A 14,453-nucleotide genomic window follows, 5' to 3' on the forward strand; every position below is an offset into this window, starting at 1 on the left:
TCCCCGGCGGTGGTTGCGGCGAGGCGGTGCGACACCGGCGTATGGTGTGGACAACAGCGGGAAGACGCACCATGGACACCGCTGTGTTGACTGGGGGACCGGCGATGGAACTGCTGAGCGAGGGTTTGGGGGCTCCCCATTTGCGCGCCGACTTCGACGGCCACTCAGGCACCATCGCCCAGGCCCGCGACGCCGCCGACGCCTTCCTGACGACACTGGCGGGCACCGAGCCGCCCGCCGGGGAGCGCTCGCACGACGACGTGCTGCTGGTCGTCTCCGAACTGGTCACCAACGCCGTACGCCACGCCCCCGGCCCGCTCACCCTGTGCCTGGCGTTCGCCGAGGGCCGCGTGCAGGTCACCGTCCGCGACAGCGACCCGGCCCCGCCCAAGCCCCGCCAGGCGGACCTGAACAGCGGCGGGGGCGGCTTCGGCTGGTCCATCGTCGAGCGGATCGCCGACCGGCTCAGCGTCCACCCGCTGCCGGACGGCAAGGAGGTCCACGCCTTCCTGCCGTGGTGAAACCGGCTCCGCCGGTATCCGGCGGAGCCGGCGGGGTGGTTCGAGGGGACGTGCTCGGTGCCTCTGGACGCCCTGCGGGCCGCCCCCTCCGCCCGGCCCGGACGTCCCACCCTCCGCACAAGGTCGGCTTCCGGCGGCGGCGCCGCCTGGAGGCCTCGTACACCGGTGGGACGCCGAGAACGCGCTCGGCACGGCCCGTCCGCTCGGCACGGAGACGGCCGCCGAGGGCGTGGCGGAGGTGTCCGACACCATGGCCCCGCGGCAGTGGGCACGGGGGCGCGCGGTCCCGCCCGGGCAGGCCGTACGCCTGGTCTGCGCCGACACCGGCGCGTCGTGGGTCCACGGCCCCGGCACTCCGGTCGCCACGGCCTCCGCCACCGCCGCGGACCTGCTGCTCATGCCGTGGGGACGCGTCCCGGGCGACGACGGGCGGATCGTGCGGGAGGGCGACCGCGCGACCGGACTCCGGGTCCTGGACGGCCCGCCGGTCCCCTGGTCGGGCCTCCCGCACACGGCGCCGGACCCCGCCGCCGGCAGCGGCCGGCGGCAGGGAACCGGCAGGGAGCCGGGCTCCGCGGTCCGGCGGCCGGTACGGGTTCCGGATGCCCTGCCGGATCTCCGCGGATCCCCGCTCCCTGCCGGTTTCCTGCCGCGCCTCGCAGGCGCATCATGGACATATGGCGTGAAACGGAGGTTCAGCCATGCTGGAAGTCAAGACCACCGAGAAGCCGGACGAGCGGCGCGACTTCCCCCGTGGCCACCTCGAAGCCCTCCACCTCACCGGGCTGGACTTCGCCGTGGCCACGTTCGAGCCCGGCTGGCGCTGGTCGGAGTCGGTGGGCCCGATCGCCGGAACGGACAGCTGCCGGATCCACCACAACGGCTACGTGGTGCGGGGGCGGATGCGGCTGCGCATGGACGACGGCCAGGAGGCCGAGGTCGGGCCGGGCGACGTGTTCGTCTGCCCGCCGGGGCACGACGCCTGGGTCGTCGGCGACGAGACGGTCGTGGTGTACGACTTCGCCGGCGCCATGGCCGAGGAGTACGCCAAGGCCCGGTAGCGACAGCCGCAGGAGGAGTCCCATGACGTTCGTACAGCTCATCGAGTACGAGACGACGCACGACAAGGAGATGATGGACCTCTGGGAGCAGTGGATGCGGATGACCGAGGGCAAGCGGACCCTCTCCCGCGAGATGCACGGGCGGGACCGCGAGAACTCCACGCACTACGTGGACATCGTCGAGTTCCCCTCCTACGAGGAGGCGATGAGGAACAGCGAGCTGCCCGAGACCCGGCGCGTCTCCGAGCAGATCAGGGGGCTGTGCAGCAAGGAGCCCCGCTTCGTGAACCTGGAGGTGGTCGAGGAGAGGTCCTGACCGCGCCGCCGCCGGCGGGCTCCGGGCCCGCCGGCCGTCCGTGCCCGCGCCGTACCGACGCGTGACACACCCCGGCGGCGCCGGACCGCGCTTCGGGCCCGGAAGGCCGGGTCCGCGCCCTCGCCGACGACACGCCCACACCCTTCCCCGGCAGCGGAACCACCGGCTCCGCCGGCCCCCGGGGCAGCGCGCGAGGGGGCCCTCCGAAACCCGGAGGGCCCCCTCGCGCGCCGCCGCGCCGCCGCGCCGCCGCGGTGCGGCCGTGCGCGGTCCGGCCGGCGCGGTCCGGTCAGGCGGCGGACGGCGCGGCGGCGGCCGAGACCTTGCCGAGGACCTCGACGAGCTGCCCCATGACCTCGGCGTCGTCGGCCGGGTGGGCCTCGGCGAAGCGCACGACCGAGTTGGGGATGGAGAGCTTCACGTCCTCCAGCACGCTGGCGCCCGCGATGCCCGCGGCCTTGCGGGCCTCGTCCTGCGCCCACACGCCGCCGTACTGCCCGAAGGCGGTGCCGACGACGGCCACCGGCTTGCCGGACAGGGCGCCGGCGCCGTAGGGGCGGGAGAGCCAGTCGATCGCGTTCTTCAGCACGGCCGGGATGGTGCCGTTGTACTCGGGCGAGAACAGCAGGAAGGCGTCGGCTCCGCCGGCCACCTCGCGCAGCCGCGCGGCCTCGGCGGGCACGGAGCCCTCGACATCGACGTCCTCGTTGTAGAAGGGCAGGTCGCCCAGGCCCTCGTGGAGGACGATCTCGACGCCCTCGGGGGCGTGCTTCACGGCGGCCTCGGCCAGCTGGCGGTTGTGCGAGCCGGAACGGAGGCTGCCGACGAGGGCGAGGATACGGACGGACATGACGTCTCCTGGGGAGTCGGGAAGGAGTGGAGCGGTAAACGGACCGTGGTCCGAATACTTTCTAGCACGCTAACCGGACCGTGGTCCATTTTCTTCCCGCAGGGGTACGCTGAGGTCCGTGACCCCAACCGCGCCGTCCGACGACGAACAAGGCCACCCCGGGCAGACGGCCGAGCAGGCCGCCGGGCAGCCGCTGCTGCCGCTGGCCGGCCAGACGCCCCCCATGCGCGCGGACGCGGCCCGCAACCGGACGCGTCTGCTGGAGGCCGCCGCCCGGCTGGTGGCCGAGCGCGGTCCGGAGCACCTGACCATGGAGGCGGTCGCGGCGGCCGCCTCGGTCGGCAAGGGGACGGTCTTCCGGCGCTTCGGCGACCGGGGCGGTCTGCTCATGGCCCTCCTGGACCACTCCGAGCGCCTCTACCAGGAGTCCTTCCTCACCGGCCCCCCGCCGCTGGGCCCCGGGGCGCCCCCCGTGCGGCGGCTGGAGGAGTTCGGCGTCGCCACGCTCAGGCACCTGGCCGCCCACCGGGCCCTGCTGCTGGCCGCCGAGCCGGAGGCGTGCAGGCGCTTCGAGCCCCCGCCCCGCCGTCTGGTCCTCACCCACCTCACCGCGCTGCTGCGCGAGGCGGATGTCGGCGGCGACGCCGAACTGCTCGCCCACACCCTCGCGAGTCACCTGGACGTCGCGCTCCTGCACCACCTCACCCGGCGGCGCGGCATGCCGCTGGACCGCCTGGAGGCCGGCTGGCTGGACCTGGTCGCCCGCGTCACCCGCACCTGACCCGCCGTACGGCACCGCACCGGCCCGTACAGCACCCCGCCCCACCCGCACCGGCCCGTCCCGGTCACGGCCTCAGTGCCCCCGGTCGATCCACTCCTGGAGGTGGGGCGCCTCGGCGCCGATGGTGGTGGACTCGCCGTGGCCGGTGCGCACCACCGTCTCCGGCGGGAGGGTGAGCAGCCTGTCGCGGATGGAGTCGATGATGGTCGGGAAGTGGGAGAAGGACCGCCCCGTGGCTCCGGGTCCGCCGGCGAAGAGCGTGTCGCCGGTGAAGACCGTGCCCAGCGCCGGGGCGTACAGGCAGACCGCGCCGGGTGCGTGGCCGGGGGTGTGCAGCACCGTCAGCCCGGTGCCGGCGACGGTGAGCGTCCGGCCGTCCGCCAGTTCCCCGTCCGGCGCCCGGCCGGGATGGGTCAGGTCCCACAGCGGCCGGTCGTCGGGGTGGAGGAGGACGGGCGCGCCGGTGGCCTCGGCCAGGGCCGGGGCGGCGTCGATGTGGTCGTCGTGGGCGTGGGTGCACACGATGGCGGTCAGCCGCCGCCCGTCCAGCGCGCGGGCGATGGCGTCGGCGTCGTGGGCGGCGTCGACGACCAGCGCCTCGTCCTCGTCGCCCACGATCCAGACGTTGTTGTCCACCTCCCAGGTGCCGCCGTCCAGGGAGAAGGTGCCGGAGGTGATCAGGTGGTCGACGCGGACGGTGCTCACAGGACCACCACCGAACGCAGCACGTCGCCGGCCTCCATGCGGTCGAACGCCCCCTCCACGTCGTCCAGCGCGATGGTCTCGCTGACGAACGCGTCCAGGTCCAGCCGCCCCTGGAGGTAGAGGTCGATGAGCATGGGGAAGTCGCGGGAGGGCAGGCAGTCTCCGTACCAGGACGACTTCAGCGCCCCGCCCCGGCCGAAGACGTCCAGCAGCGGCAGCTCCAGCCTCATCTCGGGGGTGGGCACCCCCACCAGCACCACCGTCCCGGCCAGGTCCCGGGCGTAGAAGGCCTGCCGGTAGGTCTCGGGGACGCCGACGGCGTCGATGACCACGTCCGCGCCGAACCCTCCGGTCAGCTCCCGCACCGCATCCACCGGGTCGCCCTCGCGGGAGTTGACGGTGTGGGTGGCGCCCAGCTTCCGGGCTGTGGCCAGCTTGCGGTCGTCGATGTCGACGGCGATGATCCGCGAGGCTCCGGCCAGGTTGGCGCCCATCACCGAAGCCCCGCCCACCCCGCCGCAGCCGATGACGGCCACGCTGTCGCCGCGCTGGACGTTCCCGGTGTTCAGCGCGGCGCCGAGGCCGGCCATCACACCGCAGCCCAGCAGACCGGCGACGGCCGCCGACGCGGCCGGGTCGACCTTGGTGCACTGCCCGGCGTGGACCAGGGTCTTGTCCGCGAACGCCCCGATGCCCAGCGCCGCGGACAGTTCGGCGCCTCCCTCCAGCGTCATCCTCTGCGCGGCGTTGTGGGTGGCGAAGCAGTACCAGGGCCGTCCGCGGCGGCAGGCTCGGCACTGCCCGCACACCGCCCGCCAGTTCAGGATCACGAAGTCGCCGGGTTCCACCTCGGTCACGCCCTCGCCGACCGACTCCACCACACCCGCGGCCTCGTGTCCCAGCAGGAACGGGAAGTCGTCGGAGATGCCGCCCTGGCGGTAGTGCAGATCGGTGTGGCACACCCCGCACGCCTGCACCTTCACCACCGCCTCGCCGGGGCCGGGGTCGGGTACCACGACCGTCTCGACGGTGACCGGCTCGTTCTTCCGCCGGGCGACGACCGCCCGCACCTTCTGTGACATGTCTTCGCAGCCTCTCGTGTGCTCAGGAAATCCCCGGGCCCGCCGCGGCGGCGGGCCCGGGTCCACCGCTACCCCGATCCTCCCCCACCGACCCGCCGACCCGCCGACCCGCCGCACGGGCCGGGGGATGTCCCCATGGTCGGGCCGCGGGGGAGCCGTAGCCTCGTCCCGTGACGGGCCCGGACGGGCCGCGACCGGCGAGAGCCACGGGGAATCGGAGGGCATCCATGCGACGGCGGTTACGCGCGCTCGGGACCGCGGCGGCGCTCGGGCTCACCGGCGGCGCTCCCGGCGCGTGCGGCCTGCTGCCCGGGAGGACATCCGAGGACCGGGCCGAACTGTCCGGTGGGGTCACCTCGGTGCGGCTGGAGGGCGGCTCCGGCGATGTCGAGCCGCACGGGCGGGAACGGCGTCGGCGCGTCCCTGCACCGTTCGGTGGAGTACCTCGGCGCCACGGCACCCGCACCATCGTGGCCGACCGCCGGCGCCCCTCCTCCAAGACCTGCTCCGGGTGCGGCGCGGTGAAAGCCGAGCCGCCGCTGCACGTGCGGACCTACCAACGCGACGCCTGCGGCCTGGTCGTCGACCGGGACGGCAGCGCCGCGCTCAACCTCGCCGCGCTCGCGGCAGCCGCAGTAACCGGTACCGGAGTGGCCGGGGACCAGGACACCGCCCCGGCGGTGTCCAAGCCTCGTGGAGCCGACCAGAGGACCCGCGCCACCCGCACCCGTCGCAAGACGGTTGCGGAGCGGGCAGGTGGCGCAATCCCGTCGCGGCAGCGGCAGGGGGAAACGAGAGACCGTACCCAAGCCGGAGCACTCACGCTTTGGCGACGAGACGGACCTTCCATCCCGAAACACCCGGAATGCCGAGAGCCGCTGAGGCTCTGAGCAACGGTGAGACCGGTCGACGCCAGGTCAGGCAGGGCTCCCTCGTCCCGCGGTCCCGTGGTCCCGCGCAGGCGCCGGTCTCCCGGCGCGGGTGATCGCGAGAGCACCCTTCGGCATCCCGAAAGGCCCTCATGTCTCATTCTCCTCCTCCCTCCCCTTCCGCTGTCCCTTCCCCCCTGCCCCCTCCACCCCCTCTGTCCGCCGTCGCCGCGCGGCTCCGGGCCGCAGGCTGCGTCTTCGCCGAGGACGAGGCGCGGCTGATGCTGTCCGCCGCCCGCACCCCCGGTGAGCTCGCCGCCATGGTGGAGCGCCGGGCGGACGGCCTGCCGCTCGAACACGTCCTGGGCTGGGCGGAGTTCTGCGGTCTGCGTATCGCCGTGGAGCCCGGGGTCTTCGTGCCCCGCCGCCGTACCGGGTTCCTCGCCCGGCGGGCCGCGGCGCTCGCCGGACGGCGGCGTGGTGCCGTCGTCGTCGATCTGTGCTGCGGTTCGGGTGCGGTGGGCGCCGCGGTGGCGGCGGCCGTGGGGGGAGTGGAGCTGCACGCCTCCGACATCGATCCGGCCGCGGTGCGCTGCGCGCGCCGCAACGTCGCCTCCGCGGGGGGCCGGGTGTACCAGGGCGATCTGTACGCCCCACTGCCCGCGGAGCTGCGCGGCCGCGTCGACGTGCTGGTCGCCAACGCGCCCTACGTGCCCACCGGCGAAATGGGGCTGCTGCCGGCGGAGGCCCGCGAGCACGAACCGCCGTCGGCGCTCGACGGCGGGCCGGACGGGCTCGGCGTACAGCGGCGGGTGATCGAGGAGGCACCGCGGTGGCTGGCGCCGGACGGGCACCTGCTGGTGGAGACGGGCGGGCACCAGGCGCCGCGGACGGCGGAGGCCGTCGCGCGGGCCGGGCTGGTGCCGCGGACGGCCGTCTGCGGGGAGTTGTACGCCACCGTCGTCATCGGCTCCCCTGGCGGCGACGGGCTGCGGCGGGACTGACGGCGGAGGGCCGGGGCGCCCCGGTGCGGGGCGCCCCGGCCCTCCGGTCGGGTGGCGCGCGGTCGAGGTGTGTCAGGTCACTTGACCGTGCACGCCTTCCCGTTCAGGGAGAAGGCGGCCGGGTCGGCCGCCTGGCCGGCGGAGGTTCCGTTGAAACCGAAGTGCACGGAACCGTTCATCGGGATGGTGGTGTTCCACTGCGCCGGCTTGGCGACGACGTTCCGCCCGGTCTGGACGACCTGGGCGTTCCACGCCTGGGTGATCTTCTGGTCGTCGGCGAAGGCCCAGGTCAGCTCCCAGCCGCTGAGCGTGGCGGTGCCGGTGTTCTTCAGCGTCACATTGGTGCTGAAGCCGCTGTTCCACCGGCTGGAGGAGTAGGTCACCTCGCAGGAGGGCGTCTCGCCCGGGTCCTCGCCGCCCGGGTCCTCGCCGCCGCCCTGGCCGAGGTCGTCGAGGTAGGAGGCGATCCAGGCCAGCGGGGCGTTCCAGTTGATGGTGATCTCGTTGGTGGCCCAGGACTCGATGTGGTCGATGTAGCACATCGCCGGGGCGCAGCCCCGGAGCTTGTCCTGGGCGATCGGGTCCTGGATCTCGACGTTCGGACCGCCCGCGACGGAGCCGGGCGCCGGGTTGGGCAGGTCGGGGTCGAGCTGGTTGGCCCAGAACCGGTGGTGCTGGTTGCGCGAGTCGCGCTCGCCGTAGCCGGTGACGTAGGACTGGTTGAGCGGGTTGCGGCCCAGCAGGTAGTCCATGCCGCGCAGCACCGCGTCGCGGTAGGCGGCCTCGCCGGTCAGGTCGTGCGCGGTGGCCAGGACCACCATGTTGTTGAGGACCTGGCTGTTGGAGCCCCACACGTAGTGGTTGTCCCGCGGGGCGTAGGGCACGCCGTAGGCGGCGCCGCGGGAGTCGGCGGCGTAGCCGTCGGCGGCCTCGGTGACCATGGCGCGCACGCCCCTGAGCTGGGCGTCGGTCAGGTCGTTGGGCACGGTGGCCAGGCTGAGCGCGCCCAGGCCGGCGGTGGCGCCCCAGGACATGCCGCCGCGCGGGAAGACGGCGTCGGTGTCGCCGTGCAGCGGGGAGTTCAGGACCTCCTGGCGGTAGGTGTCCTCACCGGTGGTGACGAACAGCTCGGCCGCGGCCCAGTAGAACTCGTCGCGGACGTCGTTGTCGCTGTAGGCGCCGCCGCCGGTGCCGTCGTTGGGGTCGGCGAGCACGTCCGGGTGCGCCTTGGCGGCGGCCCAGGCGGTCTCGGCGGCGTCCAGGCACTTCGCGGCGAAGTCCGCGTCGTACTCCTCGAACAGGCGGGCGCACTGGGCGGCGGAGGCGGCCACGTTGAGGGTGGCGGCGGTGGACGGCGCGTGCAGCTCGCGCGGCTGCGGGTCCTGGTGCGGCAGCAGCGGCAGTCCGGTCCACTGCCTGTCGTGGATCTTGTGGTGCGCCATGCCGGCGAGTTCCTCGCCCTCGGGCACCATCATCCGCATCATGAAGTCCATCTGCCAGCGGGCCTCGTCCAGTACGTCCGGGACGCCGTTGCCGCGCTCGGGGACGCGGAGCTTCCCGTCACCGAGCTCGGCGCCGTCGGCGCCCTCGGCGGTGAGGGTGCGCTCGTAGTTGGACATCACCTGGGCGACGGAGATGCCGCCGTTGACGACGTACTTGCCGTGGTCACCGGCGTCGTACCAGCCGCCGGAGACGTCGAGGGTGTAGTCGCACAGGCCCTCCTGGCACGGGACCTCGGTGTCGCCCCGGTTGGGCGCGACGCCGACGTGCCCGGCGGGACGGGCGTACTCCTCGCCCACCAAGTCGGCGTCGATCTCGATGCCGCTGCGGTTGTGGTAGAAGTACGCGAGCGCGTCCGAGCGCAGCGAGGAGTACAGGTCGTCGCCGATGTCGAAGGGTTCGCTGGTCTCGCCGTCGATGGTGACGGTGTAACCCTCGCCCGCCTCGTCGAAGTCGCCGAAGTCGAAGGTGTGGACGTTCTGGCGGGAGGTCGGGTCGACCCCCTTGGGGGTGGTGGTGCCGGACGCCTTCTCGGTGCCGTCGGCGTCCTTGAGCGTCCAGGTCAGGGCCGAGGTCTTGTCGGTGACGAAGGTGCCGCTCTTGGGCCCCTCGGTGAGGTAGCCGACCTGGTTGACGCGCACCGGTGAGCCGGTGTCGGGCTCGTAGACCGGCGGCTCGGCGCCGCCGGTGAGCGAGACGTCGTCCAGGCAGAAGGTGTAGGCCTGCTCGCTGCCGCCGATCTGGAAGGCGAGCTGGGCGGCCTCGTGGTCGGCTTTCGCGGTGAAGACGTGGCTGAAGGTCTTCGTCTCCGCGCCGATCTGGTCGGCCGAGGCGTGCTCGGTGGTCCAGGGCTCGGTGGCCATCTGCACGTTGGTGCGGACGGTGACCGGCACGGAGGCGCTGGCGGTGAAGCTCAGCGCGTAGCCCTCGCCCGCGGTGAGCGGGATGCCGTTCTGCCCGACGATGGCGTCCCAGGGGTTCTCCGTGCCGGCGGGCACCTCGGCGCACAGCCGGCCGTCCACGACCTCGCCGGGGCTGTTCTCCGTCCACCACCAGCCGGTGGTGCCGTTCGAGAAGTCGCCGTTGGTGATCAGTTCGGGACCGTCGGCGGACTCGGCCGCGAAGACGGGGGCGGTCAGGGCGCCGGCCAGCAGTCCGGCGGCGGCCACAGCGCCCAGCACACGGCGCCTGCCGCGGCGCGGGCGGCCCGCCGCCCGGGGCTGAGGGGGCGGATGAGGTGTCACAGTTCGGTCCTTCCGGCGTGGGGAAAACGGACGGGGCGACGCGACGGCATGACGGAACGCGCCCCACAACGCCTGGGAGCGCTCCCATAGATCGTGGGGTGCATGACAGACAGCGTCAAGACGTCGGACGCCACCAACGGATTCCCGTGACCGGGCGGACCGCCGGCCGGGCGCGGCGCGTGTCCCCGGGCCCGCGCGGTCGCGCGGGCCCGGGGACACACGGCTCAGCCCAGGGTCACCGGTGCCCGGGAGCCGGCCGAGCGCCGGCTGCCGGGCACCGGGGCGCCGCGGCGCCCGCCCAGCCGGCGCCGGACCCCGCGCACCAGCCGCTCCGCCGTGAAACCGGCCCCGTAGACGAACCGCATGGACGGGCCGAAGGACGGCGCCGTCAGCAGCCCGGCGAAGAACAGGCCCGGCACCGAGGACTCGAACCGGCCGTCCACCTCGGGCGCCCGGCCGGTCCCCGCCAGCCGCAGGCGGTTGCGCACGTACGGGTCCAGCAGGCCCAGCCGCCCGACGTCCGGGACGAAGCCGGTGGCGGCCACCACATGGTCGGTCTCCAGGGTCGTGGCCGCCCCCTCGGCCGTCTCCAGGCTCAGCCGCACTCCCCCGCCGGCCGGGACGGCCGCCCGCAGCCGCTGGCCGAGCAGCACCGGGATCCGGCTCTCCACACGGTCGCGCAGCCACCAGGCCCCGGCCGGGCCCAGCGCCCGGTCCACGATCCGCGTCCGCAGCGCGCCGGGCAGGCGGCGGACCACCCAGGGGGTCTCGGACCACACCCAGCTCGGCCAGCCCGTGCCCAGCCCGCAGTGCGGGTCGATCAGGGAGCGCAGCGCGGAGCGCTCCAGGGGCTGGGGCGGGGTGTTCCAGGCGACGCTGCCGGCGCGGGCCACCACCCGGGGGTGGGCGCCGCACTCGGCCAGCAGCGCGGCGGTCTCCAGGGCGGCCTGCCCGGCGCCGATCACCGTGACGTCCAGGCCGCGGAAGCGCGACAGGTCCCGGTGGTGGCTGCTGTGCGTGACGAGTTCACGGGGCAGGGCCCGCAGCGGCTCGGGGCGGTGGACGAACGGCATCACGCCGACCGCCAGGGCCACGGTCCGCGTCAGGATCGTTTCGCCTCCCTCGGTCTCCACCAGGAAGCCCTCCGTGCGGGGGCGCACGGAGACGACCGTCTCCTCCTCGACCGACGGCACGGCCGAGCGCCCGAACCACAGCCCGTACTCGGTGAAGACGCCGATCGGCAGCGGGGTGCCGTGCTCGGCGCGCAGCCCCCGGGACGCGCAGTAGGCGGCCAGGGTGTGCTCGCCGGAGGGGTCGGACAGGTTCGAGGACCAGGGCTCGGACTTGAGGAACATCCCCTCGGGCATGTGGTCCCGCCAGGAGGCCATCGGGCGGCCGAGGACGCGCACCCCGATCCCGGCCGCCGCCGCGTGGGACGCGATCGACAGTCCGTAGGGGCCCGCGCCCACCACTACCAGGTCGTACATGGTCGGTCACCGTTCTCTCGTCGTGGGGTTGTCATGCCGTCGGGTGTTCGGTGGTGCGCAGGTCCGCCGGGGTCCGGGGCGCGCCGAGGGGCGCCGGGGCTCCGGCGGCCCGGCCGCTCCCGTCGTCCGGGCCCCCCGGTGCCGCGCCGGGGACGGCCGGCCGTCCCCGGCGCAGCAGACGCAGTCCCAGGCGCACCGCGGCCTTGCGCCCGCCCTGCCCGAGCCAGGCCGCGGCCATGGTGAAGAAGGGCGCCGGGTCGTCCGCGGCGAACCAGGCGGTCTCCGTCTCCCGCGGCTTCTTCCTCCCGTCCCCCTCGCTCCCCTCGTCGCCCCCGGCGGACCCGCGACCGCGCCGGGCGGAGGTGAGCGGCAGGCCCTCGGAGGGCAGTGCCGCCAGTGAGGACAGCAGGGCGTAGTTCTCCGCGACGAAGACACGGCCCGGTACGGGGTCCGCCGGAGCGGCGGTACGGCCGGTGAGGTCCAGGTGCAGGGCCCGTACGACGTCCAGCCCCGAGCGGTCGGTGAACAGCCGGAACTGCGCGCCGGGACGGGGGTTGAAGTCCAGCAGCTGGTAGGCGCCGGTGGCGGAGTCGAAGCGGAAGTCCAGGTCGAGGATGCCCCGGTAGTCCAGGTGCTCGGCCAGCAGCCGTGCCGCCCGCTCGACTTCGGGGTTCGGCAGCCAGCGGCCGATCGCCGTGAGGCCGGCGCCCACCGGCCAGGAGCGCTCCTTGCGCCCGGCCCCTCCCGCCAGGCGGACCGCGCCGCCTGCGAAGCAGCCGTGGAAGAACCAGTCGGTGCCCCGGCCGCCGGGCACGAGCCGCTGGAGCAGCAGCCGGCTGCCGGCCTCGCCGCTGCGCCGGTACAGGGCGCGCGCCTGGTCCTCCGTGGTGACCACGGTGGTACTGCGCAGTGTTCCGCCCTGGGGCAGCAGCCAGGGGCGGCTCCACTTGGCGATCAGGGGCAGGCCCAGCTCCCGGGCCGCGGCGGCGGCCTCGGCGGCGCTGCGCGGGCTCGCGGTCGGCGGGTGAGGGATGCCCAGCTCCCCGCACATGGCCGCCAGCCGGGCCTTGTCGGCCACCTGCTGCGGCAGTTCGGGCGGCTGCTCCGGCAGCAGGAAGCGCCCGGCCAGCCGGCCGGCGAGCCGGGCCGCGGCGATGGCGCCCATGTCGTCCATGGGGATCAGGACGGCGGGCCGTCCGATGCGGTCGGAGATCTGACGGAGCATCCGCTCCAGCCGATCGTCCGACGCACCGCCGGCGTCGACCGTCTCCCCCGTCCGGTGGGTGCCGCGGACTCCGTCCGCCGGCAGGTGGTGTCCCTGCCGCAGGTAGCGGGAGCGGCCGATGGGGCAGTGCGGCGACTCGACGACGGCGTGGACCTCGACACCCGCGCGCCCCAGGGACCTGATGGCCCCCAGGGTGCCGTGGTGGAAGGGGTTCCGGTCGAATCTCAGCAGCAGTGCGGGTACCTCGGTGTCGAGCGGTGGCGACATGGTGCGCAGTCCTCGGTGTTCCTCGGGGTTTTTCCTGGCGTTTTTCTCTGGCGTTCTCTGGCGTTCTCCGGACCTCTCCGGCGTTCCGCCGAAGGTCTTACCGGGTGCGGCCTCCTCGGCCCCGTCGGCACCCCTGAATTCCTTCCGGTACTGGGCCGAGCGAGCGACGAAAACAGCGAACGGGTTATCAGAAAGCAGCCCTGCGGATCATTTGAGGGATTCTCCGATTAGTGTCTCGGAAAAGACGCGCAGGGCCGGGGAGGACGAGCAGGCCGTTCTGGCGACGCAGCAAGGAGGCACGATGCCCCATCGACACCACCGACCGGGAGGAACCGGTCGGCACCGGAAGCCCGCGGCGCCCGCCCGGCGCCGCAGACTGACGGCCGCGTGCGCCGGTGCCGTCGTCGCCGGAGCGCTCGTCGCGGGCGGCGCCGTGGCCACCGGCACCTTCGGGGACGACCGCGCCGGGCCTCGTCCGCCTGACTCCTCCGTCGCCGTCGGCGCCTTCCTCGGGTCGGGCTCGGACGGGGTGCGGCGGATCGCGGAGCTGCGGGAGTGGCTCGGCGGCGCGGACCTGCGGGTGGGCCACACCTATCTGCCGGGCGACACCTGGGAGCGCATCGAGAGCGACCCGTACTTCCTGCGCCCCTGGGCCGAGTGGCGGCGCGCCGACCCCGACCGGCTGTTCGTGCTCAACGTGCCGATGCAGGCGCGCAACGAGGCCGGCGTCCCCGACCACGAGGTGCGCGAGCTGCTCGCCCAGGGCGCCCGGGGCCGCTTCGACCACCACTTCCGCACTCTGGCCCGGCACCTGGTCTCCGCCGGGGTGCCCGACACGGTGATCGTGCTGGGCTGGGAGATGAACGGCACCACCTACACCCACCGCTGCGCTCCGGACCCGCAGGCGTGGAAGGCGTACTGGAGACGCATCGTCACCGCCATGCGGTCGGTGGACGGGCAGCGGTTCCGCTTCGATTTCGCACCCAGCCGGGGAAAGGACGCCATCGGCTGGACCGAGTGCTATCCGGGCGACGACGTGGTCGACATCATCGGAATGGACTCCTACGACCAGCCGCCGGGCGAGACGTTCGACGACCAGGTGAACCAGCCCTACGGACTGCGGCACCAGGTGGATTTCGCCGCCGCACGCGGAAAACAGATCTCCTACCCCGAATGGGGACTGTTCCGCAGGGGCGACAACGCCGAGTACATGCGCCGCATGCTGGACTGGATCGACGAGCGGAAACCGCTCTACCACACCATCAGCGACTACTGCCCGCACGGCGTGTGGCGGTGCGGGGAGAACCCGAAGTCCTCCGCGGTCTTCCGGGCGAGGTTGACACCCGGCGCCTCGCGCCCCGGCCGCAGCCGGCCGGAGTTCTGCGTGAACCTGGGCGACTGGCTGGGCGGCTGGCTCGGCGACCGGCGGCTGTGCGTCACCTTCTCCTGGGCGCGGAGGCCCTAGGCCGCCGGGCCCCGGGGCGCCGGGCCCCGGGGCCCGGACCGCGTTCACCGCGCCCCGGCCGGTGTACCCGCCGGCC

Annotated in this window: 13 protein-coding genes and 1 pseudogene; 8 read left to right on the forward strand and 6 right to left on the reverse strand. The window is 74.1% G+C overall.

Annotation, left to right across the window (positions count from 1 at the left end; all coding sequences use genetic code 11):
• Nucleotides 1-71: 71 nt before the first annotated feature.
• From QPK52_RS03730 to QPK52_RS03745, 4 genes and pseudogenes are all read left to right on the forward strand, one after another.
• A complete protein-coding gene (locus tag QPK52_RS03730; RefSeq protein WP_410535562.1) occupies nt 72-521 on the forward strand; it encodes an ATP-binding protein in 450 nt (149 codons plus the stop codon).
• A 16-nt stretch (nt 522-537) separates the two neighbouring features.
• Nucleotides 538-969 (forward strand): annotated as a pseudogene (locus tag QPK52_RS03735) (hypothetical protein); the annotation flags it as partial.
• Between the two features lie 253 nt (nt 970-1,222).
• A complete protein-coding gene (locus tag QPK52_RS03740) occupies nt 1,223-1,582 on the forward strand; it encodes a cupin domain-containing protein (protein WP_410535563.1) in 360 nt (119 codons plus the stop codon).
• Between the two features lie 22 nt (nt 1,583-1,604).
• Entirely contained in the window at nt 1,605-1,898 is a 294-nt protein-coding gene (locus QPK52_RS03745) for a hypothetical protein (RefSeq protein ID WP_410535564.1), read from the forward strand.
• A 289-nt stretch (nt 1,899-2,187) separates the two neighbouring features.
• Here the strand turns inward: QPK52_RS03745 and QPK52_RS03750 are convergent, their stop codons facing one another.
• Nucleotides 2,188-2,748, reverse strand: a complete 561-nt coding sequence (locus QPK52_RS03750; protein WP_410535565.1) for an NAD(P)H-dependent oxidoreductase — start codon at nt 2,746-2,748, stop codon at nt 2,188-2,190.
• A 109-nt stretch (nt 2,749-2,857) separates the two neighbouring features.
• Here QPK52_RS03750 and QPK52_RS03755 point away from each other — a divergent pair, with 109 nt between their 5' ends.
• A complete protein-coding gene (locus QPK52_RS03755) occupies nt 2,858-3,529 on the forward strand; it encodes a TetR/AcrR family transcriptional regulator (RefSeq protein WP_410540181.1) in 672 nt (223 codons plus the stop codon).
• A gap of 72 nt (nt 3,530-3,601) precedes the next feature.
• Here QPK52_RS03755 and QPK52_RS03760 read toward each other — a convergent pair whose 3' ends face one another.
• The gene (locus tag QPK52_RS03760; protein ID WP_410535566.1) at nt 3,602-4,234 is read right to left on the reverse strand and encodes an MBL fold metallo-hydrolase; all 633 of its coding nucleotides are present in this window, start codon (nt 4,232-4,234) and stop codon (nt 3,602-3,604) included.
• Nucleotides 4,231-5,316 carry an S-(hydroxymethyl)mycothiol dehydrogenase gene (locus QPK52_RS03765; protein WP_410535567.1) on the reverse strand — a complete coding sequence of 362 codons (1,086 nt, stop codon included), beginning with the start codon at nt 5,314-5,316 and terminating at the stop codon, nt 4,231-4,233. Before QPK52_RS03765 ends, QPK52_RS03760 begins: the two co-directional genes overlap by 4 nt.
• 227 nt (nt 5,317-5,543) lie before the next feature.
• Between QPK52_RS03765 and QPK52_RS03770 the strand changes: the two genes are divergently transcribed.
• Both QPK52_RS03770 and QPK52_RS03775 read left to right on the forward strand, forming a co-directional pair.
• Nucleotides 5,544-6,206 (forward strand): zinc ribbon domain-containing protein, encoded by a 663-nt coding sequence (locus QPK52_RS03770; protein WP_410535568.1) that lies wholly within the window; start codon nt 5,544-5,546, stop codon nt 6,204-6,206.
• A 131-nt stretch (nt 6,207-6,337) separates the two neighbouring features.
• The gene (locus tag QPK52_RS03775; protein ID WP_410535569.1) at nt 6,338-7,189 is read left to right on the forward strand and encodes a putative protein N(5)-glutamine methyltransferase; all 852 of its coding nucleotides are present in this window, start codon (nt 6,338-6,340) and stop codon (nt 7,187-7,189) included.
• Nucleotides 7,190-7,266: 77 nt separating this feature from the next.
• Here the strand turns inward: QPK52_RS03775 and QPK52_RS03780 are convergent, their stop codons facing one another.
• The 3 genes from QPK52_RS03780 to QPK52_RS03790 all read right to left on the reverse strand — a co-directional run bounded on the left by QPK52_RS03780 (nt 7,267) and on the right by QPK52_RS03790 (nt 12,912).
• Nucleotides 7,267-9,870, reverse strand: coding sequence for a glycoside hydrolase family 9 protein (locus tag QPK52_RS03780; protein WP_410535570.1), 2,604 nt, complete (start codon nt 9,868-9,870; stop codon nt 7,267-7,269).
• Nucleotides 9,871-10,157: 287 nt separating this feature from the next.
• A complete protein-coding gene (locus QPK52_RS03785) occupies nt 10,158-11,420 on the reverse strand; it encodes an NAD(P)-binding domain-containing protein (RefSeq protein ID WP_410535571.1) in 1,263 nt (420 codons plus the stop codon).
• A gap of 31 nt (nt 11,421-11,451) precedes the next feature.
• Nucleotides 11,452-12,912: an ATP-grasp domain-containing protein gene (locus QPK52_RS03790; RefSeq protein ID WP_410535572.1), complete on the reverse strand. Its 1,461-nt coding sequence runs from the start codon at nt 12,910-12,912 to the stop codon at nt 11,452-11,454.
• 301 nt (nt 12,913-13,213) lie between these two features.
• On the opposite strand from QPK52_RS03790, the gene QPK52_RS03795 reads away from it, so the two are divergent.
• A complete protein-coding gene (locus QPK52_RS03795) occupies nt 13,214-14,377 on the forward strand; it encodes a glycoside hydrolase family 26 protein (RefSeq protein ID WP_410535573.1) in 1,164 nt (387 codons plus the stop codon).
• The last annotated feature ends 76 nt before the right edge of the window (nt 14,378-14,453 follow it).

This window comes from Streptomyces sp. KL2, from assembly GCF_046529545.1.
Lineage (GTDB): Bacteria > Actinomycetota > Actinomycetes > Streptomycetales > Streptomycetaceae > Streptomyces > Streptomyces radiopugnans.

Bases quoted from the DNA above. Each gene is read 5' to 3' on its own strand.
- QPK52_RS03765 (WP_410535567.1), bottom strand. From the start codon at position 5,316: ATGTCACAGAAGGTGCGGGCGGTCGTCGCCCGGCGGAAGAACGAGCCG.
- QPK52_RS03730 (WP_410535562.1), top strand. From the start codon at position 72: ATGGACACCGCTGTGTTGACTGGGGGACCGGCGATGGAACTGCTGAGC.
- QPK52_RS03785 (WP_410535571.1), bottom strand. From the start codon at position 11,420: ATGTACGACCTGGTAGTGGTGGGCGCGGGCCCCTACGGACTGTCGATC.
- QPK52_RS03740 (WP_410535563.1), top strand. From the start codon at position 1,223: ATGCTGGAAGTCAAGACCACCGAGAAGCCGGACGAGCGGCGCGACTTC.
- QPK52_RS03745 (WP_410535564.1), top strand. From the start codon at position 1,605: ATGACGTTCGTACAGCTCATCGAGTACGAGACGACGCACGACAAGGAG.
- QPK52_RS03750 (WP_410535565.1), bottom strand. From the start codon at position 2,748: ATGTCCGTCCGTATCCTCGCCCTCGTCGGCAGCCTCCGTTCCGGCTCG.
- QPK52_RS03790 (WP_410535572.1), bottom strand. From the start codon at position 12,912: ATGTCGCCACCGCTCGACACCGAGGTACCCGCACTGCTGCTGAGATTC.
- QPK52_RS03795 (WP_410535573.1), top strand. From the start codon at position 13,214: ATGCCCCATCGACACCACCGACCGGGAGGAACCGGTCGGCACCGGAAG.
- QPK52_RS03770 (WP_410535568.1), top strand. From the start codon at position 5,544: ATGCGACGGCGGTTACGCGCGCTCGGGACCGCGGCGGCGCTCGGGCTC.
- QPK52_RS03775 (WP_410535569.1), top strand. From the start codon at position 6,338: ATGTCTCATTCTCCTCCTCCCTCCCCTTCCGCTGTCCCTTCCCCCCTG.